This is a genomic window from Shewanella gelidimarina, assembly GCF_023283945.1.
Taxonomy (GTDB): Bacteria; Pseudomonadota; Gammaproteobacteria; order Enterobacterales; family Shewanellaceae; genus Shewanella; species Shewanella gelidimarina.
The window spans coordinates 47,131-70,199 of the sequence record NZ_JAKIKW010000011.1; the positions used below are offsets into that span (position 1 = coordinate 47,131).

Consider the following 23,069-nt stretch of genomic DNA (forward strand, 5'->3'; position numbering starts at 1 on the left):
AAAAAACAATTTACTTAATATTAAAAAAAACAAAGCCCCACCAATGGCGGGGCTTTGTATTAATCTTAGCAGAAGCTAAAGATTAATCTTCAATGCTGATAAACTTGCGGCTCTGTGGACCTTTAACTTCAAACTTCACTTTACCAGAGGTAAGTGCGAATAAAGTGTGGTCACGACCGATACCAACATTAACACCAGCGTGGAATTTAGTACCACGTTGACGAACGATGATGTTACCAGCTAGAACTGATTCGCCGCCAAAGCGCTTTACACCAAGACGTTTACTTTCTGAATCGCGGCCGTTACGAGTAGAACCGCCAGCTTTTTTATGTGCCATGAGTTAGACTCCTAATTAAGCGCTAATAGCTGTAATTTTAACTTCGGTGAACCATTGACGATGGCCCATCTTCTTATCGTGGTGCTTACGACGACGGAACTTAACAATAGTTACCTTCTCCGCACGGCCGTGGCTAACAACTTCAGCAACAACCTTACCACCTTCAACTAAAGGTGCACCTACGTGTACAGTCTCACCATCTGCAACCAAAAGAACTTGGTCGAACTCGATAGTTTCGCCTGTAGCGACTTCTAATTTTTCTAAACGAACTGTATGACCGGCTTCAACGCGATGTTGTTTGCCGCCACTTTGAAAAACAGCGTACATAGCTATTTTACTCCGATATTCTAAACACGCCGCTCAAACTATAATAGATTGATGCTGGGTGCTATAAAAGCTTTAATGACAATGGTCGCGGAGTTTACGCTAAGAACTAACATCTGACAAGAGCTAATTCAGTAAGAATAAAAAAAGACCCAAATATCTCCCAGAATTAGCGACAACTACTGTCTTGCTGCGCAAATTTAGGTAGAATCCAACTATTATAACATTTATGTCTTAAATGAGCTGCTGATTGTCATAGCAGCCAACAAATCAGAGTCTATTTATGGATTTAAACGCCATTCGTCAATTGGCTGATAGCGATATGCAAGCTGTCAATCAACTGATCTATAAACAATTAGAGTCAGATGTAGCCCTAATTAATCAATTAGGTTTTTATATTATTAACGGTGGCGGCAAGCGCTTAAGACCTTTATTGTCAATCTTAGCGGCTCGGGCAATCGACTATAAAGGTGACTCTCACCTAAAGTTGGCTGCAATAATCGAGTTCATTCATACCGCTTCGCTACTGCATGATGACGTCGTTGATGAATCTATGCTCCGTCGCGGTAGAGAAACTGCGAATGCATTGTTTGGTAATAGTGCCAGTGTTTTGGTGGGTGACTTCCTTTATACCCGTTCATTCCAAATGATGACTGAGCTTAAAAGCTTAGACGTACTTGAAATACTCGCTGACGCCACTAACGTACTCGCCGAAGGTGAAGTCTTGCAATTAATGAATTGTAACGACCCAGACACCACTGAAGAAAGCTACATGCGTGTCATCTATTGTAAGACAGCAAAATTGTTTGAAGCTGCGACACGCTTAGCGGGTTTACTCGCCGAAAGCTCTGAAGAGATACAAACAGCACTTGCTGAGTATGGTAAGTTTTTGGGTACCGCCTTCCAATTAACTGATGACCTACTGGATTACACTGCAGAAACAGAAGAGCTGGGTAAGAACATAGGGGATGATCTCGCTGAAGGAAAGCCAACTTTACCGTTGATCTTTGCCATAGCCAAAGGTAACGACACTGAGAAAGCGCTCATTAGAGAAGCGATTGAGAAAGGTGACGGTACAGAGCACATTGAAGTGATTATAAGCGCCTTAAAGCGTTGTGGGGCGCTTGAATATACTGAACAGAGAGCCATAGAAGAGTCTAACAAGGCTATCGCCGCATTAGCCATATTGCCAGAGTCAGAATACAAAACAGCGCTAATTTCACTGGCTAAGATAGCCGTACAGCGTAGTCACTAGTTTTTTTGAGCTATTAAAAACGGAGCCAATTGGCTCCGTTTTTTAGTTAAGGGCTTACATTTTCAAAAGGTAAGCTTACTTAACAAATTCGATACCAAGCTTAATATCCGCTTTTAGCGTATCTAGCATTGCATCACGTGCGTTCGCTTCAAATGCGCTAACGTCGCCATATGCTAATACTTCTTCAACACCATTCTTACCAAGAACAATAGGTTGAGCGAAAAACTCAGCATGTTCGCTGCCGCCATCTACGTAGGCACATTCAACAACGTTTGCTTCGCCTTGCAAGCCACGAACGAGAGAAAGACCGAAACGACAAGCTGCTTGTCCCATAGAAAGTGTCGCACTACCGCCACCCGCTTTAGCTTCAACAACTTCAGTACCTGCATTTTGGATACGCGTTGTTAACGCTGCAACTTCTTCATCAGTAAAGCTAACGCCTTTAACCTGTGAAAGAAGTGGCAGAATAGTCACACCACTGTGGCCACCGATAACGTTCACTTTAACGTCTGCAACGTTTAAGCCTTTTGCTGCAGCAACAAAGGTTTCAGAACGAATAACATCAAGCGTCGTCACACCGAATAAACGGTTCTTATCATACACACCCGCTTTCTTAAGCACTTCAGCAGCAATAGCAACTGTCGTATTCACAGGGTTAGTGATAATCGCGATAAGCGCGGTAGGGCAAGTCGCAGCACACTTCTCAACAAGGTTTCTTACGATCCCAGCGTTGATGTTGAATAGATCTGAGCGATCCATACCAGGCTTACGTGCAACACCCGCAGAAATAAGGACGACATCAGCACCGTCTAATGCAGCAGAAGGATCTTCACCCGCAAATCCTTTTACTTCAACCGCTGTTGGGATGTGGCTTAAATCAACGGCAACACCTGGTGTTACAGGTGCAATATCATAAAGCGACAATTTTGAACCCGCAGGTAGTTGAGTTTTTAATAGTAGGGCAAGCGCCTGGCCAATACCGCCAGCAGCTCCAAGTACAGCAACTTTCATAGTTATCTCCGTCAATTCTCGGATTTTTGTGATTTAGATCCGCTTTTCTAATGGCGCAACAGTACTGGATTCACAACTAAAATTCAATTATCCCTTAGTCGTGTTCATTCTATTCTAGATTCACAATGTCGCTTACCATCGCTTTAAACGCCCAGCCTGTCTAGCTTTGCTCTAAAGTCGCGTGTAAAAGATCAGTTTAAAAATAAATAGAATTTATACTCTAATGAATTTAGGACCGTTCAACAAAACAACTCATTGTGAATTGTTATTCAAAAAAACGAATAAAATTTGACATGAAAGGCGAATATAATCATCATAGAGCGGATTTTTTTGAATAAAGAATAATAATATATGCAAACAAGCAAAAATCAGGACGATCTCGTTAGAACCTTTAAGTTGATCTTAAAAGAGGAGCGTTTTGGCTCCCAAAGTGAAATAGTGATAGCGCTTCAAGCTGAAGGCTTTAGCAATATCAACCAATCAAAAGTCTCGCGTATGCTGAGTAAATTTGGCGCAGTTCGAACCCGAAATGCTAAACAGCAAATGGTTTACTGCTTACCCGCAGAGCTAGGTGTGCCAACCGCTGGCAGCCCACTTAAAAACCTCGTACTCGATGTGGATCATAACCAGTCAATGATCGTGGTTCGAACCAGTCCCGGTGCGGCACAGTTAATCGCCCGATTGCTTGATTCGATAGGCAAGCCAGAAGGTATTTTAGGCACGATAGCAGGTGATGATACTATCTTTATCAGTCCGTCAAATATCGACATGATTGTGGATACAGTAGAGACGGTTAAATCATTGTTCAATTACATGGATTAACTTTTTCGGCGAGCAAAATAAGGGCGGAAACGCCGCCCTATCTCCCTCTAAGCAATATGCCAATATAAATTTTATACAATATATTGAATCTGTTATTTTTTATTATATCAATATGGTTATACTGCCAGTAGGGCAGCATTCCTAAGTTGAGGATAATAAAGATGAAAAACAAACTGATTAATGTTTCTGATGTTGGCTGGGAGTCTTGGTCACATGAAAATAATTACGGCAGTGATCAAAAGCACATTGGTGATACTGCAGGGGCTGAAAAAGTTGGCGTAACCATGGAAAAGGTAGCACCCGGCATGGCATCAGCACTTGCTCATTATCACACTAAAGAAGAGGAACACATTTACGCGATGCAAGGGGAAGCCACTCTCTATATTGATGAGGAACCTCATGTTTTTAGTGAAGGAAAATATATCTGCTTTACGGCCAACTCTGGTGTCGCCCATAAAATAGTTAATAATAGCGATGCGGATTTCATTTTTTTAGTGGTCGGTAACCGTGATACCCATGATGTCGTTGTTTATCCCGAAACCAATAAAGTACTCGTCCGGAGTATGAATGAGGTTTATGACCGCAGCCCTACTAGCTACTTTACTAATGATAAAGAACAACAAGAAAAATAACAGGTAGTAAGCCGCTAACAGCAGACATAAAAAAACGCACTTATTGTGCGTTTTTTTGCAGATTAACTGGGCTTATGCCGATCGTTCTAAAAAATCTATTGATGGCGCAAAAAAAGATGACCCTGTTAGTGCTTGAGTAAAATGCATCAGATGATCATGGTTACCTTCAGCATCACCATAGATCATGCTTTCGAGCATTTGCTCAAAATTCACCGAGTTTCCACACATAGAAATAAACATTAAACCTTGTTCTTTAACCGAACCATAAGGCATGCTTTGACGTAATATTTCCATTGAATTACCGTCATCATCTTTAAGATTAACTCGCTTAATATGGCTTGTTAATGGCTTCTCTGCAGAAGCGTATTCAATATTTTCAGCTTTGGTACGGCCAATGATATCTTCTTGTTTCTTATCTGGCAGTCGATTCCACTTACTCAAGTTATGAGCAAATTTTTGTACATGAATATAACTGCCATTTTTAAACTCGCTATCTTCATCTCCAACCAGTGCGACACTTTGACGGCTACGACCCTTGGGGTTTTCAGTGCCGTCAACAAAGCCTGTTAGATCTCGACTGTCCATAAAACGGAAGCCGCGCTCTTCATCTATCAACTCTACGAGTCCATCAAACATCTGACACACTTCATTGGCCACCAAATGGAGAATATCGAAGCGATCACCACGCAGCTGCACAAATAGATCATATTCGATCGCCGGCGCATCTCTATTCTCTTGATTCATCGCAGGAAATGGCTTTAATTGACGTGGTCTGCCTACAGGGTATAGCGCATCCCAATAGTTTGCCCCAACGGCAACAAACCCGTTGAATGCACTATCCGCAAATTGATCTGCAAGATCGTGAATATATTGGGCCACATTTGCGACACATGGGCGCATTTGCGATTCGATACCATCATTCGCATTAAACATTAAATAGACACTGTGCAAATTCCCTTCTGCACAAACTCCTAGTTGTTCACGAGGCATAACCTGACTATCCATTTTTATATGTAACCCTTATTTTGCATTAATCATCGGCAATATTATCTACAACTTTAGCATCTAATAATTCTACCTGACGCACATTAACCAGAATAAAGACTTATATTTAGCCTACTTGCAAAGCGCTATACCTGTGTCACATTGGTTTTGTCTTGTAGCATGAGCACGAGTAAGCCGTTAATTAATTTTATATTAAACGTTCTAAACTCAAGCTTACTAAAATTGTCACTAAACGGCGATAAAAACAACACATTAAACGATGAATTAAACTCTCAGTGTTTTCTTATGTCAGTTCAAACGCGCTGATATTAGGTTAATGCTACCTCAGTTAGAGTAAAATTAAATGGTGCCGTGTTACTGTAATTGCCACCTTTTCACCAATATTGATATCTAAGCATTCACTATGGACATCCAGCGTGATGTCATCAATTTGGACCAAATACTGGCAGACATGTCCAAGAAAACGACGCTCAATGACTTCACCTAGGCCCTTGTCGTTTTTAGATATGACTAAATGCTGTGGCCTTAACAAAAGCTCAGCCTCATCATTTAACGCCATCGTCAGCGGACGGTCACTTTCAATATCACCAATAAGTGTAGACACGGTTTTATCCGCAATCACTTTCGCAGGTAAGTAATTGCTAGCCCCTAAAAAGTCAGCCACATACTTATCTTGTGGGCATAGATACAGCTTCTCAGCATCACCACATTGAACAATTTTACCGTGGTTAAACAAAGCCAGCTTATCAGCAAAAACAAACGCCTCATCTTTACTATGAGTCACAAAAACGGCACTTATATTATGTCGCTTTAGGATATGGCGGATCTCAAGCATCATCTCTCGACGAACCTTGGCATCTATATTTGAAAAAGGCTCATCAAGTAAAAGAACTTCAGGTTCATAGGCTAACGCTCGAGCGATTGATACTCTTTGCTGCTGACCACCCGATAGCTCGTGTGGGTATCGCTCCCCTAGCCCGTCCAACTTCACCAGTGACAACATTTTATCTAGCCGTGTCACTCTCTGTGCTTTATTCGCTATTTTTACGCCAAAAAGTATATTCTCGGCCACGGTCAGATGAGGAAATAAGGCGTAATCTTGAAAGATCATCCCAATCCCACGCTTCTCACTGGCGACAAATTCTTTGTCGGATACCACGGTATTACCATTGATTGCGATCTCGCCTTCGGTAATATGTTGCAGACCCGCGATAGCCCGTAGCAGTGTCGTTTTACCGCAGCCACTCGGCCCCAATAAGGCAATAATTTCGCCTTTCTCAACGGTTAAATCGAGACCTTTCAACACCACTTGTTTTTGGTATTGGCTATGGACATTGCTGACTTGTAAGGTTGCCATACTACTTTTCTTGCTCCAAAGAACGGTTGAGGTATATCAATGGGACTAGTCCCACCAACACGATAACAATCGCGGCTAAAGCGCCGTGTTCTAGCTGCTCATCAGAGACAAACTGAAAAACATACGTCGCCAAATTTTCAAAACCGATCGGCCTGAGTAACAAAGCTGCTGGGAGCTCTTTCATACACTCAATAAAGACCAGTAATAACCCCGCAAATATCCCTTTTCGCAGCAAGGGGATATGCACCCTAGCCAGTAATGCTTTGGGGGTTAAGCCTAACGTTACACTCGCCATGTCTAAAGAGGGCGAAATCCGTTTATAGCTATTTTCTATACTACCAATTGCAATTGCCGCAAAGCGGATGCAAAAAGCACAAACCAGAATAAAAGCACTACCGGTTAATACAAGTCCCGGTCCTTCAAAACCAAAATATTCAGCGACATCATTAATCGCAAAATCAAGCTGTGTAAATGGCACTAAAATTCCAATGGCCAACACGGTACCGGGTAGAGCGTAGCCAGTAGAGGCTAACCTTGACGGCAACATATCGGCTCTTCGAGGACTGACCCTTCTGACAAACATTAAGACAATACCGATGCAGACACAGATCACGCTTACCAATAGCGAAATCCATAAACTATTAAAGCTGTACTCAAAAAATTTGGCATTCCAACTCTCGGCAAAATAGCCCCAAGCATATTGCAGTAAAATAGCGAATGGCAGCAAAAATGCGAGCGTTAATAAGCCAAAGCAGTAGCCAGTAGCCGCAAATGCCTTTACGCCACTCAGCGAATAGCTGTCTAATTCTCCTGGTGATGACTGTTTTTGGAAAAGTTGTTGTTTTCGGCGCGCAAAACGCTCGAAACCTATCATAGCGAAGATGACAAACAGCATAATAGTAGAGAGTTTTGCGGCAGCAGTTAAACTGCCATATTCAAACCAAGTATCATAAACAGCCGTGGTTAATGTAGGCACCGCAAAATAACTCACGGTGGCAAAATCTGCCGCTGTTTCCATCGCAACAAGTGTGGCTCCCACGGCTAAAGCGGGTCTAGCCATAGGTAAGCTAAGCCGCCAGAAGCTTTTCCAAGGGCTACACCCCATGACACGTGCAGCGTGTCCTAAACTTGCTGATTGCTCTAAAAATGCAGTGCGCGCTAGCAGATAGATATACGGAAAAAGCACCAAAGCCAGCATGATTGCTGCGCCGCCTAAAGAGCGTACTTCAGGAAAGTAGTAGTCATGGGGCGTTTGCCAGCCCAATAGGCCTCGCAGACTTCGCTGCACGGGACCTGCATAATCCAAAAGGTCCGTGTACACGTAAGCGACCACATAGGCTGGCATTGCCAGTGGTAACAATAATGCCCATTGGAAGATGTTTCGGCCAGGGAAACGACATTTGGCCACCAGCCAAGCGGCGGGGATAGCCAGTAAAAGTGCGCCTATCACCACCCAGAACATTAGCAGTAAGCTATTACTGATGTAGGTCGGTAGAACGGTATCAATGAGATGACCAAAAACAGCTTCATCTGGCATCAGTGATTGCAAAATAAGCGCGATAAGCGGCATCACGATCAACAGTGCCAATGTGTAGCTTGCAACAGACCAGCGTCTAGCTAAGCCTAATATCATGGTGTCAAATACCTATAGCCATCCAGCTTGGAGATGCTCGTTTCAGAGGCGTTGTGCCAGTTCAATTCTAGGCGCATTAACGTAGAAATGGTTATTCCCTTTTAAGTGAGTGCAACAACGAAGTGGGCTTGCACAACGTCTTCTGCGATGGGTATGCTTTTTATATTATAGAGTGGGCTTTACTCTGTGTTATTGATTTTACTAAGGGAATGACCATTAGCGGCAATCAATGCCTCGCCTACATGGATGTAGGTGCTTAGGTTCAGCCTGGAGCAATGAATCTGTGATTAAAGCCCATTAAACTCCCACTGAATCCTACATCTTCAGGTAGGATCGGTATAAGAGTCATGAAAAATAGAAATATGTAGAAAAAACAAAACCTATCATAAAGATAGGTTCTAAGAATGTTATCACGAAGCATTCGCGTTAATGCATTATATAGCGATAGCGTTAGCTCAACCTTAAAAGCCTAGCTTGCACTAAAGATCAAACTTCACTTCATCCAATAGTTTTATCGCAGCGCTATGGTATTCAGCTAGCTTATAGATAGGTAGGTCATCAGCTTTAAATTGTCCCCAAGAGGCGACTAATTCCGATGGTTCAACATCAGTTTTAACCGGATATTCCATGTTTACATCAGCATAGGTTTTCTGCGCAGAATCACTTGATAGAAACTCCATTAACTGAATAGCTGCATCACGGTTTTTAGTGTATTTGGCTAACGCCATACCTGATACATTGATGTGCGAACCACGGTTATCTTGGTTAGGGAAGTTAATCTCAACCGCTTCAGCCCATGGCTTCTGTTTAGGATCTTGTAGCATTTTGCCTAAGTAATAGCTGTTGCCAATGGCGATATCACATAAACCTTCGCTTACCGCTTTAACCTGGGCCCTATCATTACCTTGTGGCTTACGCGCAAGGTTAGCTTTTAAACCTTGCAGCCATGCCTTAGTGTCTTCTTCGCCATGGTGCGCAATCATCGATGCGACGAGGGAAACATTGTAAGGATGCTTACCACTTCGAGTACAGATTTTACCAACATACTTAGGATCAGCGAGATCTTCATAGTTAATATCCAGCTTACCCAGTCTGTCTTTAGAGCTATAAATGTTACGGACACGCATGGTTAATGCATACCACATGTCGTCAGGGGAACGGTATTTTTGGGGAATATTTTGCTTTAGCGTATCGCTGCTTGCTGGGATGACAAGATCTTTCTTAACCAACTCCATTAACCGATAGAAATCTGAAGTCAGTACGATATCAGCTTTAGACAAGCGTCCTTCTCGCGACATACGCTCTGCTATGCCTTTCTTTGAAAACACGACATCAACTTCAATGCCCGTTTGCTTAGTAAAGTCAGTCAAAATAGGGTCAATAAGAAAAGCTTGTCGATAAGAGTAGACCGTTAATCTTTCAGCGGCACTAACCATAGTTGCACTACATAAAAGCCCAACCATCATTAGACTGTTGATCATTCTCATTACCCTACTCCTTTATCAATGTACTTTTAATCACCACGCTAGTGATAATACTTCTCAATTGCAAGTAGGGTAATCAATCAAGGCTGGAACAGCAAGCATTAGTCGTAATTTCTGCCAACAAAAAACACCATTTACCTTAGCAAACACTTAATTAACCTCTATTTATTCATAATACTAACAAGCGAAGTCGTGTTGTCACGCGGGCCTTGTGGCAACAAAAGCATCAGCTTTCTGCGTTTCCTTCAGCCAAAGACCGAGTGCAGGAGCCAAATTTCGCCAAAGTATATCGGGGTGCCTAAAGTCAATGTATTCCAATAGACAAACTAACATGACTTGCAGTGCCGTTAACTCAGCAGAGTAAGTGATGCCAATGGTTTCAATCTCTTTTAAGCCTCTTAATAATGCTTGCTCAAATCGCGATGTCCAAAATGCAGAACGCAAGCCCTCTTCATCTCGAAGTTGCTCCTGTCTAAGTGAGACCGCACTCTCAAAAATACCTTTCAGTAATGAAAAGTGACACTGTTGCGACCAATTATTTACCATGGTTCCAAATAAACGAGACTGGCCAAATTCAGTGTCTAAGAAACGCATAATCACTTCGCTATCAAATAATGCTGAGCCATCATTAAGCTGCAAACAGGGGATCTTTGCCAAGGGGTTAACTCTAAGCAGTTCTGGAGCGTTATCGAAAGGGTTCGCAATAATCTCTTCAATCCCTTTAATCTTGTGGTAGCAAATAAAAACACGGACACAACGGGCATAGGGCGAAGCATCGGAATAATACAGTTTCATTATTTGACCTTACCAGTATTTTTCGACGGTAACTTGCCCAGGGGCTCGGCGTAAGTTCTTGGCAAGCCCTCTGTTTTTTAACACCAGTTGTGCATCGGTGATCATTCCAGGATTACCGCAAATCATCACTTGAGACTCATTGGCGGAAATAGTGACTCCCGCTAATGCTTCTATTTCACCACTTAAGAGTCCATCAGGGATCCGGCAACGTAGCGCCCCATCAACAGGCTCTCTTGTGACCAAGAGTACTAATTTAAACTGTGAGGGGCATTTGCTTTCCAACGCCCTAAGTAGCGGCAGATAAGCCAAATCCTGCGCTTCTCGAACACCATAGACTAAGATTACTTTTTGGTAGTTCTGCCACGGCTCTTCGGTTGCCATCATAGAGATGAAAGGACCGACCGCTGTACCTGTCGCAAGGAACCAAAGGTGTTCACCTTTCTTATCATCTTTAGGTAGCTCATCAAGCGTCATAAAGCCTGATGCTTTGGTTGCAACATCAATAACATCACCGGCAGACAATGCTTGCAGATCTGGAGATAATTGGCCGTCATCAACCGCTACCGCCAGTACCTCAATGTAGTCAGTCCCTGGTGGGTTAACCAGAGAGTAAGCTCGGCCAATACGCTTCTCATCAACAACTCGGCTTAACTTAATAAATTGGCCCGCGATAAAATTTCCAATATCGACTTTGATTTTTAATGAGAATAACTTGTCACTCCAATCATTCCGCTCAATGACTTTGCCTTCAATCCACATAGCTTGCTCCAAAAGTGCGTCGTCGTTTCAGCATAAACTTTTATTTCATATTCAGAAAGATTAATCTAACGCCAACATTTTGTTAGGGACAGTTAACTCAAAGACGCATAAGCTTTAACAACTAAGGCTTTATAGGCGTAACTTTTAGTCGTGATTCCCGCCAAGAAAAACATTCAAGGATGCCAGTATGCCAACCCTATTTAAGTCGATGATCGCCTTTATAGTATTAACTCTTACCTTTAATTGTAGTGCCTTGGCACTAGCACAAAACATAACCGATGCCATCGATAGCAGAACCATCATTGTGGTTCGACATGCTGAGAAACTCAGCGATGGCTCACGTGATCCACTTCTTAGTGACGTAGGCTACCAACAAGCACAAGCCCTTGCTAAAGTGCTAACAGACCTAACAATTTCTCAAGCCATCGCCAGTAACTACCAAAGAACCCAACTGACACTTAAGCCACTCGTCGACGCTCATAATATTAGTCTTACAACTGCCAGTACCAAAGATGGAATTGAAGCCCATATTGCTGAGATAGTTGCGCTGGTGCAGAGTTCGAACGGCAACAGTGTCATTGCCGGTCACTCCAATACCGTGCCACTGATTATAAAAGCATTAGGAGGCCCACAAATTGCGGCCTTAGATGAATCAAGTTATGGCGAGCTTTATCAGTTAACTATTCACCCATCTGGTGACGTTAGCTTTGAGATGTCTCAATTTGGTCAATGACGCTCAATCGCATCCCCGTTTGATGGAATAACCCTAAAGCATGCCCTGATTTTAAGTGAATGAGACTTAGTTTGCGGAATATTTAGTAAATAAGTATTAGCTCAGGTAGGATATACCTCTTTGCGGAGTTAAACTAAATAGTAATCTTTTACATATGAGGCAGAGCAATGGATGACAAAGATGCGCCCTCACAAAACATGGGATTGTCTGTAAGTTGTAATAGTTGCGAACGCATGACAGTGATTGAAGGCGAATATATTTGCTACAGAGAGGGGAAAATCATCAGTTTACAGCCGATGAAAACACCGGCTCCTAAAATCTTGCTCTGTGATGGCTGGAAAATCGGCAAAATCAGCTATTAAGCTGTTAGCATTCCAGCATAATCGCGAGCTGAGAATTTTGGCTCATGCAGCAGTCCTTTCAAAGGGTCTACCGGGCTCGCTTTAGCTAAACTCAAACCGCGAGTCGTTACTCGCATGCCGGCACACAATTCAAAATAAACCACTTCAAGTTCATCTGTTTCTAGCCCACGCTTTTTAAGCGTCGCCATAATAGCAAGCCAGTCAGTGCTAGCCTTGCTGCCCTGCCCTTCGATATTGACAAGTAGAGGTATGTTTTTCATAGTGACCTTCTCTGTATAATCATGACGTTATACCTATTGTATTAATATGTCGCCAATTCAGAAACACCCAAACTTTCAACTCAAAGCGTATTGAAGGGATGATGGTAACTCCCTTGTGAACCTATGCAAAGCAGACGTGGAATGTCTAAGCATTTCCCGTTGACTGAATTTCAAAGATCCACATGCTAAGTTGCAAACGTTCGATATAGAATAACGATGAGCTTCGAACTCCCCACGGGGCTCTAGCGCTGAATTCCCACTGAATGAACCGATATTTTAGGCAATGAGTATTGATGTAAAGCTAGTATATGTACACAAGTCTGAACCTAGCCTGAATTGTATACAGAATTATCTTAAAATCACTCATTATAGCCACACCGAATCAGTCGCACTATGCAGAAAAGGACTTAAATCCTCCATCGTTACTCTTGTTGAATACGCCACAATTTTGAATACAAACCACCCGCCTCTAATAGACTGGTATGAGTCCCCGTTTCAACTACTCGACCTTTGCTCAGCACCAAAATTTGATCAGCATCGACGACGGTCGATAAGCGATGCGCAATGACGAGACTGGTATGGCCTTTAGCCGCCGCTTTCAATGCCGTTAAAATAGCGTGTTCAGAATGGCTGTCCAATGACGAGGTTGCTTCATCAAACACTAAGATAGGGGAACGTTTCAAAATCGCTCTTGCAATCGCAACCCGTTGTTTCTCACCGCCGGACAGTTTCAAACCACGCTCACCAACACGGGTTTCGCCACCTTCTGGTAGGCTTGCAATAAAATCACTGAGGTGCGCCATTTTGATTGCAGCATCAATTTCATCATCTGTCGCTGATGGGCGACCGTAACGAACATTCTCAATTAACGTATCATTAAAAAGTACGGTGTCTTGCGGCACGATAGCAATCGCTTGTCGCAAGGTATCTTGGCTTAATTGACGAATATCTTGCCCGTCAATTCGGATACAACCAGAAACGACATCATAAAACCTAAACAGCAACTTAACGATCGTCGATTTGCCCGCACCGCTATCACCGACTATTGCGACTTTTTGCCCTGATTTTATTGAAAAACTAACATCATCAAGAATATTGCGACTATCGTAACTGAAGCTTACATTCTCAAATGAAACGACTCCCTGAGTTAGCCTTTCAGTGTTGGCATTCTCGATATCTTCAATCAAAGGTTCTTTGTCTAATAAACTGAACATGCGCTCAATATTAGCAAATGCACCACGGATCTCTCGGTAAACAAAGCCTAAAAAGTTCAGAGGTATAAAGAGCTGCATCATAAATGCATTCACCAACACAAAGTCACCAATGCTCATCACACCCTGCGCCACATCCGTAGCGGCCATTGCCAACATAATTGTCATCGCAACAGAAATGATGCAGGCCTGCCCTGCGTTTAGGGCAAATAACGACAAGCGGTTCTTTCGCTTCGCCTCTTCCCAGTCAGCTAGCGCACTGTCATAACGATTAGCTTCATACTGTTCATTATTAAAATACTTCACCGTCTCGTAATTCAATAAGCTATCGACCGCCCGTGTACTAGAAAGCGAATCCGCTTTAGCCGCATCTCTGACATAACCAGTACGCCACTCTGTCGCCACCACCGAGTAAGCACCATAGGCAACCACCGACAGTAGTGTAACGGCCGCATAGCTAACACCGTAGTTGTAGAAAAGAATGCCCACCACCAAAACAATCTCCAATAGCGTGGGGACGATATTGAATACCATAAAGCGCATTAAAAAACTCACACCACTGGTGCCGCGCTCGATATCTCGCGACAATCCACCGGTTCGCCTTTCTAAATGAAATGCCATATCGAGTCGATGCAGATGCTCAAACACAGCCATGCCTAAGCGTCGAATGGCACGTTCAGTGACTCGCCCAAACAGCGTATCTCTAACTTCAGAGATAATGGTATTGAGTAAACGCATACAACCATAAGCAATCACTAACCCTATTGGCACCGCCAGTAGTTCCCCTGGTCCCTTTAACGTCAAGCCATCGACTAATGCTTTAAGCACAAAGGGCAATCCGACACTTGCTGTTTTTGCCACCACTAAACACAACAGCGCTAAGCCGACTCGTTGCTTAAATTCAAGCAAATATGGCCAAAGTAGTTTGAGGACATGCCAGTTAAGCTTACCGATAGGACCGTCGAAATATAAAGAGGGACGCATGATCACTTCCAAAAGTTAAACATTAAAAAACTAAAAACAGACGATATTTAACGCGACTTTATTCCGCTAAAAGGCGATAAATTTATTCACACCTGTAAAAAAAATGTAAATTTATGCTTGAAATATACCGACAAAAAATACTACTTTAGCACTACGCGACAGTATCTTCGGTCACAGTAAGGTGCTTAGCCGTATATTTTCTCATAACTTTGTATAAAGAAGTGCAAATCCTGTTACTCAGCCGTAACAAATTTGATATTCTCTTTGATGCAATTTTAAGAGTGAACAGAATCAAGGGCATCAAAAATGCTCGATTCAAGCCAACTATCAAAGGATACAAACATGTTGGATTCATCCAATCAAAAATATCCACCTTTACCACTCATCCAAACATGGATATGGATGATGACCCAATCTGGAAATCCTGAAATCCAAGAGAAAGGTCAAAGTAATCTTATTACTTCCTTTGGCAGTTTAGCCAAAGCAAATGAGTATCTTATAGAGCAAAATCAACAATAACGAAAATTATTACTGATTTTGCTTTTTACAGTACATACATTAAGGCTGCTCACCTGAAGTGAACAGCCTTTTTTATCGCTATGTTTTAACACAAGACACTAGCTTGACATGGTGATAGTGCAGATCGGTTTACATCAGACTCCTGTCATCTGCCCAGTGTAAAGAATGAAGTTTCGCAGCAACAGAACTCCAATTAAACTAAAGCTCGCAGTAACAGCGACATAAGCGAACTTTCTGTCTGAAGACACTTTCATCCACAAATTAAATGCCAATGGCAACGTTAGACCAACGCCAACCACGCCGCCCCAGAAAATCCAGCCCCAAAAGCCCTCTCCAATTGCATTCAATGCCGCAACCTCACTTTGACCTCCGGATAAGATAAGCCCCGCAAAAAAGGTAAATAACAACATGATCTCAACTAAGATCATCGGGATCTCTATGCGATGAATAAACCGCACCTCAACTCCATTGGGGTTACCACGCATTAATACACCACCAAGAAGGGTTGCCGCGGCACCAGAAGACAAACCAGAAATGAGGAATAACAGTGGTAACACAGGGTTGTTCAACAAAGGAAAACCAATCAGTGCTGATAACAAGAAGCCAGTATAAGCCCCAAGTGATAAAGATAAGATCACCAATACACCAGTAATAACATCTTCATGTCGAGCCAATAGTGCCAAGAGTTTGCTTAGCAATGGCAAACGCTGTTTTAACCACTTCAGCATTGGCGAGCTAAACACGCTACCAATCCACGCGAAGAGCACCACTTGATATGCCAACAGCACCAGAACGCCCATCGACATCACCGATGAGGTGTTATAAAACACCAAGATTTTCCAGAATGCCAATGGCTTGGTGAGGTCGATGACCAAAATCCCCAAGCCTGCACACACGGCAACAGGTGCAATAACTGCTGCAGCCTGAACAAAAGGAGACAGATATGCTTTGTCAGCTAACTTAAAGTGCTTAAGCATAATCGCAAAAAACACAGCCCCGGCCGATAATCCAGCCAAAAATAGGTAAATAGCAATCGGCCAATGCCAGACTAATCCATCAAAATGAAATGCACTCATAGCACTATCTCCCCATCAATCGTCCGCACATGGAATAGTTTTGGTCGAGTCCCTAAGTCTACTTTCTCCCGATAAGTGGGTTTAGACTTAAGCGTTTTAACTAATGCGGAATCAGGATCTTTCAAATTACCAAACACTAATGCATTCGTTGGACACGCCAAAACACAAGCGGGTTGCAGGCCTTCACTTAACTGAGTTTGCTGACAGAAATCACATTTATCAGCCACTTTAGTCTCAGGATTGATAAAGCGTATTTGATATGGACAAGCGGCAATACAGTATTGGCAACCCACACAACGGTCTTCATTAACCGCAACAATGCCTGTTTCTTTATCAATATAAGCCGCTCCTGTAGGGCATACTTTGACACAAGGTGCAGCTTCGCAGTGCTGGCAAGAATGTCGGATAAAACGATAGCTCTGATCCGGGTATTCCCCAAAGGGTCCGCTACGCTCAATCTTGACCCGAGTGACCCCATAAGGGACATGGTTCACTTCACGGCAAGCGTCTTCGCAGGCATTACAGCCAATACAGAGGTTCTCATCATGCACCATGGCATACTTGAGGCCATTGTCCTGTTCGGAAATATTCGCTTGTGGAGCCTTGGTCACTGTATAAACTGACATGCCCGCAATAACACCACCACAGCCTTTTAGAAAACGTCTCTTTGAATTATCCACAGTACACCTCCTTTATATTTCAGCTCGATGACATTTAGCACATGACTGACTAAGCGCCGGGCCTGACAGCAATAATGCAGGGTCAGTTTCAGGATGTAATTGATGGCACTGACCACAAGAAACTCGTTTCGCATGTACATTGTGAGTCCAATGAACTGTGGCGAGCTGTTGATGCTCATGACACGCTAAACACTGTTGTGCCTGTGTTTTTATAGCGGTGTCACTCTTAGCGCCAAATGCAATAATCGAAGCGCCTTTTCGAGGGTGTTTACCTTTTTCACCATGGCAATCTTCACAGGTTAGTGCCAGTCCTTGGTTGGCATGTAATCCCAACATTTGGCCATTACGTTTATGGCACTTTAAACAAGCACTATTCGCTACTGTTCCAGCATCTTTAGCTAAAGCTGAACTTGGAAAGCTCACCCACAGTAAAGCAAACCAAACAATATAGAGTAAGACAACGCCGTAACGGTTAGTAATCGACATCACAAAACCTTACACCGATAGGTGAATACAAAAAAGTTTAAGAAAATGAGCGCCAAACAGTATGTTTAGCGCTAGGTTGGACGTGCTTGCTTATGCGGCGAGAGCCGTCTTTATCAACGCTTCATCGCAGTGCTTATGCTTATCTAACTTGATGAATTGCACACCAATATAGTCTAAGCACTTCTCAACAAATTTAGCTTGTTCAGGGGAGCTATCATCGGGATTGCTAATCACCAACTTTACTGAAGAAGATTCATTGTCGATAACAACATAATCAAGATGGCAATGTTCCATAAAATCTTGAACCTCTTCGTGATTATTAACCGATTCGTCAATATCAACCACATTCACCAATGACGCACCATAAAGAATGTCGTAACGTGTGTTTGCAATCGCTTTTAAGCTTTTTAAAAAGTGCATAGACTCTTTATCAAGTAGATGCGGTTTAATGCTGATTTCAGCCCCAACCCTTTCGACTTCACTTGACTTAAAAAATTTAATACACGTCATAACAAATGTCACAATGACGAAAGGAACAATCAGGAATAAAACAAAGTATATAAAAGCATAACTTAGTATTACGGTGGCGTTCATGATAAACCTCCAATGAATTTATTTACTAACTTAACCCTCGAGTTAATTATTACCTCTCAAAACATGACTTAGCAACAGATATGAAAAACCTTTTACCAAAAATTAAAACAAGGTCGCAATATCGATTTCCGACGTTAATCATTACAGATAATCAAAAAGTAGATATAGGACTATCACAATATGGAAAACTATAAATCACATATCACAGAAAGCATGCATTATACTTTCAAAACAACAAGATAAGAAAATAAAAAGATAAGCAGTACAGTTATAAAAAACATATTAATGACATGATAAATCTTTATTGCTTTTAATTGAATTAATATTTTACCGTAAGTTATAATTAATATATTGTAATTGTAGAAGTGGTAAATTCTAGGGGTATTTAATATGCGCAACATAACTATTGATAATCTAGATATGCTAAGCATTAACATTCTCGTCAATTTATATGAAGAGCATTCAGCTACCTTTGTTGCAAAAAAAATGAACATTCCGGCACCTAAAGTAAGTCGTTGCTTACAAAATGCGAGAGTCATATTTAACAACCCGCTTTTTATTCGGAAAAAACATGGATTAATTCCTAACGAATTTACTCAACAACTCTACCCCATCGCCAAAGAGCTTCTACAGTGTTCTGAACACCTGCAACAGCTATCCGTATGCGCCAAAGATTTAAGCAACAGTGAAATCAATATCTATGCGAGTGACATGCTAGTACAACACCTCCCGCAACAACTCAGCAGTGCTATCAACCAGTCTGATCTGCCCATAAGCTATAAGTTGCACACTCAATCGATTAATGTGTTTAACGATATCAATAACGGAGTCACTGATATTGCAATACTCACGGAATCAAATCCGCAGTTATTACAATTTTATGCCAACAACTTGGATATCGTCCCTTTGCAAAAGCTCAACCATATCTATCTAGTGTGCGACTTGCATCACCCCATTTTAAAACAAGAGTTGGATATCGATACCATAGCCAGTTATCCCTATGTTAAGGCGTATAACCTAGCAACTCCCACCTCAGTTGATCCCTTTATATTCTATTGTCAGCAACACCATATCCACTGCCGACTAGCTAATATAGATAACGTTGATGACAGTCCTAGTTTCCATGACTTGTACCCACTGCTCGCAGATAGCGAAAACCTTGCACTTCTGCCTTACAGTAAAATATATGAGCAAAGTAACTTACTACCTGGGCTACACGTTTGCTGTTTATCAGAAATGGAAACCAACCGACTCTACTTATCTCAGTCTCACCCAACACTTTATCTTGTGAGAGCTAAAGGAAATCATTCCGAAAACTTTGATCGACTAACCGAAGCTCTTAGTCAAATAGTGACTCATAGTGGGCATCTATATCGTCATAACCAGTAATACTATTAATTTTTGCGAGCGTATTAGGGGTTGTTGATCTCTCGAACTTAGTTTCTGTTCGATTCTTTACCGTAAGGAGTAATGATTTGAGTACAAGGCTTGTGCGATGATTTAGCAACCTAAGCGAAAAGCGCGTAACGCATTCTAGTCATAAAAGACTAAAAGCATTGAAACGAACCCTAAGGGCCGCATTTATTGGCTACCATACAAGAACGCTGCAGACAGTCGGCATCGCACTGTAACGCAGAACAAGATTTATTGGTGCAACATGTCGTCAGAGGTTTAGCAGGGCTGGTTGATGTGGTGATGTTATCGTAATGACTTTGCATCTCCACTAATTTGTCACCTAATAAGTTTCTTAGGCAGTTAACCATCGGAGAGAGCACACTTTGATGGCAATGCAGATAATAACTGTCACTCGTTAATTCTGGAGCATTGCGCCAATCATCAGAGATATCGACAAAATCAACATCTTTTCTATTTTCAAAATAATAGTAAGACATTGCAGACACTAAAATACCCACATCTCCGGTCATGCTGACGTGATCAACCACCATACGAACACTTGGACTCTTGAGCACGACCTTAATATCGATATCCTTTGCTTGCGCATACTCCTCAATACGGTGCATCTGATGGCCTTGCAAATTAGAATTTACCAGCGCAATTTTATAATCAAAGATATCTTTCAGTGGTTGAGAAGATTCAAGAATCGGGTGACCCGTTTTGGCGACAATAAAGAAATGTGTGATATCGCCAATTTTGGTGTCATTTACCATTGGGTGATTAACCGGCTCAATAGAAATTGAGCAATCGATTTTACCTTGGCACAATCGCTGACTGACCGTTTCAGACCAAGGCTGTACATTGACATAAACACCACCATCAACACAGCGACATGATTGCTGAATACAATTAAGCACCATTAGTGACCAATGCTCATTTGCCGCAAACGTTAACTCATAGGGGGCTTCTCTTTTGTCTAACGTCGTTTCAATAATTTTATCAAACTGCTGCAATATGGTTTGCACCATAGGTGTTATTTTTAAGGCGACTTGATTCGGTTCAAAGCCGTACTTTTGCCTTATAAATAGCTCATCACCCAGAACGTCTCGTAAGGTTGTAAGCGCACGACTGACTTTAGACTGGGTTGTAGCCAGTTTTTCAGCAACTGTACTGCCATTTTTTAGCTCAACTAGACCAATAAAGACCTGCAAAGTAAAATAATCAAGCCGACTGACTTGTTTCAACATTAGTCCTATCCTTTTGCTAACGATTGATATAGAAAAACGCCCCTTTTCTAATGGGAGATTGCAACACAACGCATCAGTGACCACTGCTCCAATATATGATCTGCAACCATCCTTTTTAGCATCTAGATAAAATGAATACAGAGCGGCTCGTCACAATCTAACACTCAACTATACACCTTAATTTTGAAATTATATTTACCTATTTAAATTAACAACTTACCTGCAAAATAAAATAATTATATAGAATAAAGAAATGCCAATACTAATCATTTAAACAGTGTTCGCATTCGTTTTTACAATGGTGGATATTTCAGAAAATATTTGTTTCATGAATGCTGGTATTAACAACAAAAAATGACTCACTAAGGACCAAAAATCAGGATGGGAAAGTAGGGTAAAAAAGGAAGGATAGCGGGCATCAATCTGGCAATAAAAAAGCCTGATGTTCTAATCAGGCGTTATCTTAGTTCATCAGCCTTAATGAACATGTCTAAAAAATTGGTTTGTTATTTCAACCCTGCTAACGCAGCCACTAATGCTGTTTTTAGCTCTGGGTTTCTAAGTTCCTGCTTTTCCATATCAAAGTTATCGAAAAAGCTTGGGATAGAAAGCGAACCTTTTACATCGGCTGCAAAGTACGGTGCTGAACCAGAAGCCGCCGCCAGCACTGAAGATGCGCCACCCGGTCCAGGGGAAGTTGCCAGTAATACCATAGGAGTATTCTGGAACACTTTCATGTCAATACGTGAGGTCCAGTCAAACAAGTTCTTATACGCGGCAGTGTATGAGCCGTTATGTTCAGCAAAAGAGATAATAATGGCATCGGCTTCACCTAACTTAGCAAAAAACGTTTGCGCAAGTTCCGGCTGACCTAATAGCTCCTCTCTATCTTGGCTAAAAATTGGCATCTCAAAATCATTGATGTCTAAGATTTCAACTTCAGCACCTTCGACTAAAGAAGCCGCGTAAGTGGCAAGCTGCTTGTTGATTGACTTAGTGCTGTTACTCGCTGCAAAGGCTAATAGTTTCATGTTCTGACTCTCTATTCTGTTAACGCTGCAGTTAAATCTGCAGCGTGTATTAGGGGTTGTTGTCGTAGTAACGATTAGCGACAAGGCTAAGTTTTGAGCGACAATCCGATAGAGATAAGTGTATATTACAATCCATACGTGATTAATAACCTTAAAAGATAATAACTATTTCCATATGACTCTTAATAAACTGTTTGATGGCGTAGTGATATTTGCTCAAGTCGTAAAGAGTGGTGGTTTCTCTGCGGCAGCCGAAGCCATGGGCCATTCAACCTCTTATATCAGTAAAGAGGTTAATAAACTCGAAGCGCGCCTCGGCGTTAGACTACTCAACCGAACGACTCGCTCTATCGGCTTAACTCCTGAGGGTGATGCCTATTATCAACAATGTCAGCAGTTAATTACCGACGCCGAGCTGGCGATAGGCTTAATCACTCAACATGATGTCAGTCCCCGAGGAATATTAAAACTAAGCTGCCCGATAGGCTTTGCGCAAAATCACCTTGAGCCCATTATCTCTGAATATCTGCAGCGCTACCCTAACGTCAGCTTAGAGTTAGACTTAAGTGATAAACGCACTGATGTGGTTGCCGATGGTTACGATCTTGCTATTAGAGCATCATCACAGCTCGATGAATCCAGCCTTATTTGTCGCAAGCTTTATTCCTGTAAAGCCTTTACTGTGGCTTCAAAAAACTATATTTCACGCCATGGTAAGCCTTACCATCCACGCGAGTTAGCCAATCATAATGGGATCTGTTATTCCAATCTAAAATCGCCGAGCCGCTGGGATTATATCGATAGCGATGGTAAACCCTTTTTTGTTGATGTGCGCCCTAAAGTTCTCTGTAACAATGGCCATATGCAACTGGCGATGGTGCTTGAAGGTCATGGCATAGCCAGGCTACCCAGCTTCTATATGCAAGAGGCGTTGCAGAGTAATCAACTTGAAGTGCTGTTTGATACCTTTCCAACAATCGACGTTGATGTCTTTGTGATCTACCCGAGTCGAAAACATTTATCGCCAAAAGTGAGGGCCTTTATTGATCTCGCGGCTGAGCGATTGGGCTAACGAGG

At 42.1% G+C, this 23,069-nt stretch carries 25 protein-coding genes; 8 read left to right on the forward strand and 17 right to left on the reverse strand.

The features are described from left to right. Positions 1-82: 82 nt before the first annotated feature. On the reverse strand, positions 83-337 hold the full coding sequence (gene rpmA / locus L2729_RS11100; protein WP_101091332.1) for a 50S ribosomal protein L27: 255 nt from the start codon (positions 335-337) through the stop codon (positions 83-85). Positions 338-352: 15 nt separating this feature from the next. Next, positions 353-664, reverse strand: coding sequence for a 50S ribosomal protein L21 (gene rplU, locus L2729_RS11105; RefSeq protein ID WP_020914101.1), 312 nt, complete (start codon positions 662-664; stop codon positions 353-355). Positions 665-944: 280 nt separating this feature from the next. On the opposite strand from rplU, the gene ispB reads away from it, so the two are divergent. Next, complete coding sequence (ispB, locus tag L2729_RS11110) at positions 945-1,916, forward strand: octaprenyl diphosphate synthase (protein ID WP_101091331.1); 972 nt, start codon at positions 945-947, stop codon at positions 1,914-1,916. A gap of 75 nt (positions 1,917-1,991) precedes the next feature. Here the strand turns inward: ispB and mdh are convergent, their stop codons facing one another. Further along, positions 1,992-2,927 (reverse strand): malate dehydrogenase, encoded by a 936-nt coding sequence (mdh, locus tag L2729_RS11115; RefSeq protein WP_248988332.1) that lies wholly within the window; start codon positions 2,925-2,927, stop codon positions 1,992-1,994. A gap of 351 nt (positions 2,928-3,278) precedes the next feature. Between mdh and argR the strand changes: the two genes are divergently transcribed. Both argR and L2729_RS11125 read left to right on the forward strand, forming a co-directional pair. Beyond that, on the forward strand, positions 3,279-3,749 hold the full coding sequence (gene argR, locus L2729_RS11120; protein WP_101091329.1) for a transcriptional regulator ArgR: 471 nt from the start codon (positions 3,279-3,281) through the stop codon (positions 3,747-3,749). A gap of 161 nt (positions 3,750-3,910) precedes the next feature. After that, positions 3,911-4,381, forward strand: coding sequence for a cupin domain-containing protein (locus L2729_RS11125; RefSeq protein WP_248988333.1), 471 nt, complete (start codon positions 3,911-3,913; stop codon positions 4,379-4,381). Positions 4,382-4,453: 72 nt separating this feature from the next. Here L2729_RS11125 and L2729_RS11130 read toward each other — a convergent pair whose 3' ends face one another. The 6 genes from L2729_RS11130 to L2729_RS11155 form a co-directional block, all read right to left on the reverse strand. Continuing rightward, the gene (locus L2729_RS11130) at positions 4,454-5,386 is read right to left on the reverse strand and encodes a Dyp-type peroxidase (RefSeq protein ID WP_248988334.1); all 933 of its coding nucleotides are present in this window, start codon (positions 5,384-5,386) and stop codon (positions 4,454-4,456) included. A gap of 328 nt (positions 5,387-5,714) precedes the next feature. After that, positions 5,715-6,743 carry an ABC transporter ATP-binding protein gene (locus L2729_RS11135; protein ID WP_248988335.1) on the reverse strand — a complete coding sequence of 343 codons (1,029 nt, stop codon included), beginning with the start codon at positions 6,741-6,743 and terminating at the stop codon, positions 5,715-5,717. Between the two features lies 1 nt (position 6,744). Beyond that, positions 6,745-8,376: an ABC transporter permease gene (locus tag L2729_RS11140; RefSeq protein ID WP_248988336.1), complete on the reverse strand. Its 1,632-nt coding sequence runs from the start codon at positions 8,374-8,376 to the stop codon at positions 6,745-6,747. A gap of 479 nt (positions 8,377-8,855) precedes the next feature. Next, a complete protein-coding gene (locus tag L2729_RS11145; RefSeq protein ID WP_248988337.1) occupies positions 8,856-9,863 on the reverse strand; it encodes a Fe(3+) ABC transporter substrate-binding protein in 1,008 nt (335 codons plus the stop codon). 195 nt (positions 9,864-10,058) lie between these two features. Then, positions 10,059-10,655, reverse strand: coding sequence for a glutathione S-transferase (locus tag L2729_RS11150; RefSeq protein WP_248988338.1), 597 nt, complete (start codon positions 10,653-10,655; stop codon positions 10,059-10,061). A 9-nt stretch (positions 10,656-10,664) separates the two neighbouring features. Beyond that, complete coding sequence (locus tag L2729_RS11155; protein WP_248988339.1) at positions 10,665-11,414, reverse strand: ferredoxin--NADP reductase; 750 nt, start codon at positions 11,412-11,414, stop codon at positions 10,665-10,667. 187 nt (positions 11,415-11,601) lie between these two features. On the opposite strand from L2729_RS11155, the gene L2729_RS11160 reads away from it, so the two are divergent. Both L2729_RS11160 and L2729_RS11165 read left to right on the forward strand, forming a co-directional pair. Further along, on the forward strand, positions 11,602-12,147 hold the full coding sequence (locus L2729_RS11160) for a histidine phosphatase family protein (RefSeq protein WP_248988340.1): 546 nt from the start codon (positions 11,602-11,604) through the stop codon (positions 12,145-12,147). Between the two features lie 167 nt (positions 12,148-12,314). Further along, positions 12,315-12,509, forward strand: coding sequence for a hypothetical protein (locus L2729_RS11165; RefSeq protein ID WP_101091320.1), 195 nt, complete (start codon positions 12,315-12,317; stop codon positions 12,507-12,509). On the opposite strand, the gene L2729_RS11170 is transcribed toward L2729_RS11165, so the two are convergent. After that, positions 12,506-12,769: a hypothetical protein gene (locus L2729_RS11170; RefSeq protein ID WP_101091319.1), complete on the reverse strand. Its 264-nt coding sequence runs from the start codon at positions 12,767-12,769 to the stop codon at positions 12,506-12,508. The genes L2729_RS11165 and L2729_RS11170 overlap by 4 nt on opposite strands. A 422-nt stretch (positions 12,770-13,191) precedes the next feature. Then, the gene (locus L2729_RS11175) at positions 13,192-14,964 is read right to left on the reverse strand and encodes an ABCB family ABC transporter ATP-binding protein/permease (RefSeq protein ID WP_248988341.1); all 1,773 of its coding nucleotides are present in this window, start codon (positions 14,962-14,964) and stop codon (positions 13,192-13,194) included. A gap of 342 nt (positions 14,965-15,306) precedes the next feature. Here L2729_RS11175 and L2729_RS11180 point away from each other — a divergent pair, with 342 nt between their 5' ends. After that, on the forward strand, positions 15,307-15,483 hold the full coding sequence (locus tag L2729_RS11180) for a hypothetical protein (protein ID WP_248988342.1): 177 nt from the start codon (positions 15,307-15,309) through the stop codon (positions 15,481-15,483). A 134-nt stretch (positions 15,484-15,617) separates the two neighbouring features. Here L2729_RS11180 and nrfD read toward each other — a convergent pair whose 3' ends face one another. From nrfD to L2729_RS11200, 4 genes are all read right to left on the reverse strand, one after another. Then, the gene (gene nrfD, locus L2729_RS11185) at positions 15,618-16,559 is read right to left on the reverse strand and encodes a cytochrome c nitrite reductase subunit NrfD (RefSeq protein ID WP_248988343.1); all 942 of its coding nucleotides are present in this window, start codon (positions 16,557-16,559) and stop codon (positions 15,618-15,620) included. Beyond that, positions 16,556-17,239, reverse strand: coding sequence for a 4Fe-4S dicluster domain-containing protein (locus tag L2729_RS11190; RefSeq protein ID WP_248988344.1), 684 nt, complete (start codon positions 17,237-17,239; stop codon positions 16,556-16,558). The genes nrfD and L2729_RS11190 overlap by 4 nt, the downstream gene beginning before the upstream one ends. A 12-nt stretch (positions 17,240-17,251) precedes the next feature. Beyond that, entirely contained in the window at positions 17,252-17,725 is a 474-nt protein-coding gene (locus L2729_RS11195; protein WP_248988345.1) for a nitrite reductase, read from the reverse strand. A gap of 90 nt (positions 17,726-17,815) precedes the next feature. Then, entirely contained in the window at positions 17,816-18,235 is a 420-nt protein-coding gene (locus tag L2729_RS11200; protein WP_248988346.1) for a DUF2726 domain-containing protein, read from the reverse strand. 474 nt (positions 18,236-18,709) lie between these two features. Here L2729_RS11200 and L2729_RS11205 point away from each other — a divergent pair, with 474 nt between their 5' ends. Beyond that, positions 18,710-19,708 carry a LysR family transcriptional regulator gene (locus L2729_RS11205; RefSeq protein ID WP_248988347.1) on the forward strand — a complete coding sequence of 333 codons (999 nt, stop codon included), beginning with the start codon at positions 18,710-18,712 and terminating at the stop codon, positions 19,706-19,708. Positions 19,709-19,887: 179 nt separating this feature from the next. Here the strand turns inward: L2729_RS11205 and L2729_RS11210 are convergent, their stop codons facing one another. Next, positions 19,888-20,961: a LysR family transcriptional regulator gene (locus L2729_RS11210; RefSeq protein ID WP_248988348.1), complete on the reverse strand. Its 1,074-nt coding sequence runs from the start codon at positions 20,959-20,961 to the stop codon at positions 19,888-19,890. Between the two features lie 506 nt (positions 20,962-21,467). After that, a complete protein-coding gene (locus L2729_RS11215; RefSeq protein ID WP_248988349.1) occupies positions 21,468-21,992 on the reverse strand; it encodes an NADPH-dependent FMN reductase in 525 nt (174 codons plus the stop codon). A 175-nt stretch (positions 21,993-22,167) separates the two neighbouring features. Here L2729_RS11215 and L2729_RS11220 point away from each other — a divergent pair, with 175 nt between their 5' ends. Continuing rightward, the gene (locus tag L2729_RS11220; protein WP_248988350.1) at positions 22,168-23,064 is read left to right on the forward strand and encodes a LysR family transcriptional regulator; all 897 of its coding nucleotides are present in this window, start codon (positions 22,168-22,170) and stop codon (positions 23,062-23,064) included. Positions 23,065-23,069: the final 5 nt, after the last annotated feature.